Raw genomic sequence first — 2,117 nt, 5'->3', positions numbered from 1 at the left:
GGCCCGGGGCGCCCGGGCCGCCGCGCGGGCCCCCCCCCCCGCGCACCACCGCGCGCGGGGGTGCGGGCCCCGGCTCAGCCGCGGCAGGATCCGCTCCGCGCCGGGCCAGTGGGCTCCGGCGGCGAACTCGAAGAGACGCAGGTCGAGGGCGGCGAGGCGGCCGCGCGGAGACCGGCCGGTGCCGGGTCCGCCCGTGCCCGTGGACATGAATGCACGCAGGGATCGCATGCGGGACCTCTACCCGCGCAGCCCGCGAGCACGTCACCCGGAATCCCGGGACCACCGGGACGGCGCGGGCCAGGACCGAAAGCCATTTGCCCGCGACACGCCCGGCCGCACAGAATGCGGAACCATGGGACATCTGGAAGCCGCGCATCTCGAGTACTACCTGCCGGACGGGAGGGCGCTGCTCGGTGATGTGTCGTTCCGCGTCGGAGAGGGCGCCGTCGTCGCCCTGGTCGGGCCGAACGGGGCGGGCAAGACGACACTGCTCAAGCTGATCTCCGGCGAGCTGCAGCCGCACGGCGGCGGCGTCACCATCAGCGGCGGGCTCGGCGTGATGCCCCAGTTCGTCGGCTCGGTGCGCGACGAGACGACCGTGCGCGACCTGCTCGTCTCCGTCTCCGGACCGCGCATCCGCGAGGCCGCCCGCGCCGTCGACAAGGCCGAGCACGCGATCATGACCGTCGACGACGAGGCCGCGCAGATGGCGTACGCGCAGGCCCTCTCCGACTGGGCCGAGGCCCACGGCTACGAGGCCGAGACGCTCTGGGACATGTGCACCACCGCCGCGCTCGGCATGCCCTACGACAAGGCCCAGTTCCGCGAGGTCCGCACCCTGTCCGGCGGCGAGCAGAAGCGGCTCGTCCTCGAAGCGCTGCTGCGCGGCACCGACGAGGTCCTGCTCCTCGACGAGCCGGACAACTACCTGGACGTGCCCGGCAAGCGCTGGCTCGAGGAGAAGCTGCGCGAGACCCGCAAGACGGTCCTGTTCGTCTCCCACGACCGCGAGCTGCTCGCCCGCTCCGCCGAGAAGATCGTCAGCGTCGAGCCCGGGCCCGGCGGGGCCGACGCCTGGGTGCACGGCGGCGGCTTCGCCACGTACCACGAGGCCCGGCGCGAGCGCTTCGCCCGCTTCGAGGAACTGCGCCGCCGCTGGGACGAGAAGCACGCCCAGCTCAAGAAGCTCGTGATCAACCTGCGGCAGGCCGCCGCCGTCTCCCACGAGATGGCGTCCCGGTACGCGGCCGCCCAGACGCGGCTGCGCAAGTTCGAGGAGGCCGGGCCGCCGCCCGAGCCGCCGCGCGACCAGGACATCACCATGCGGCTCAAGGGCGGGCGCACCGGCGTGCGCGCCGTCACCTGCCAGGGCCTGGAGCTGACCGGCCTCATGAAGCCCTTCGATCTGGAGGTCTTCTACGGGGAGCGCGTCGCCGTCCTCGGGTCCAACGGCTCGGGCAAGTCGCACTTCCTGCGGCTGCTCGCCGGTGATGCGTCCGTGGCGCACACCGGGGCCTGGAAGCTCGGCGCCCGCGTCGAGCCCGGGCACTTCGCCCAGACCCACGCGCACCCCGAGCTGCAGGGCCGGCCCCTGCTCGACATCCTGTGGCGGGACCACGCCAAGGACCGCGGCGCGGCCATGAGCCTGCTGCGGCGCTACGAGCTCACCGCGCAGGCCGAGCAGAAGTTCGAGCGGCTCTCGGGCGGGCAGCAGGCGCGCTTCCAGATCCTGCTCCTCGAACTGGCCGGGGCGACGGCTCTCCTCCTGGACGAGCCGACGGACAACCTCGACCTGGAGTCGGCCGAGGCGCTCCAGGAGGGGCTGGAGGCGTTCGAGGGGACGGTGCTGGCCGTGACCCACGACCGGTGGTTCGCCAAGTCCTTCGACCGTTTCCTCGTCTTCGGCTCCGACGGCAAGGTCCGCGAGACGGCGGAGCCGGTCTGGGACGAACGCCGCGTGGAGCGGGCCCGCTAGCCCCGCGCCGTAGCTCCGGCCGTTTCGTCGCCGGGTGCCGCCCGGTGGGGGCTGGTCGCGCAGTTCCCCGCGCCCCTGAGATGCGCACTTCGTGCGCGATCTCATCGGGCGCCAGGGCATCGGGGAAATGCGACCCGGAGGG

1 protein-coding gene and 1 pseudogene are annotated in these 2,117 nt (G+C 73.5%); one reads left to right on the top strand and one right to left on the bottom strand.

Annotated elements, in window-relative coordinates; all coding sequences use genetic code 11:
• Positions 1 to 207: pseudogene (locus ACFW9D_RS32140) on the bottom strand (phosphoesterase); the annotation flags it as partial.
• A gap of 145 nt (positions 208 to 352) precedes the next feature.
• On the opposite strand from ACFW9D_RS32140, the gene ACFW9D_RS32135 reads away from it, so the two are divergent.
• Positions 353 to 1,975, top strand: coding sequence for an ABC-F family ATP-binding cassette domain-containing protein (locus tag ACFW9D_RS32135; protein ID WP_188336010.1), 1,623 nt, complete (start codon positions 353 to 355; stop codon positions 1,973 to 1,975).
• The last annotated feature ends 142 nt before the right edge of the window (positions 1,976 to 2,117 follow it).

Origin of the sequence: Streptomyces sp. NPDC059524 (assembly GCF_042749255.1) — a bacterium.
Lineage (GTDB): Bacteria > Actinomycetota > Actinomycetes > Streptomycetales > Streptomycetaceae > Streptomyces > Streptomyces xanthii.
This window is presented reverse-complemented; position numbering and strand designations above follow the sequence as displayed.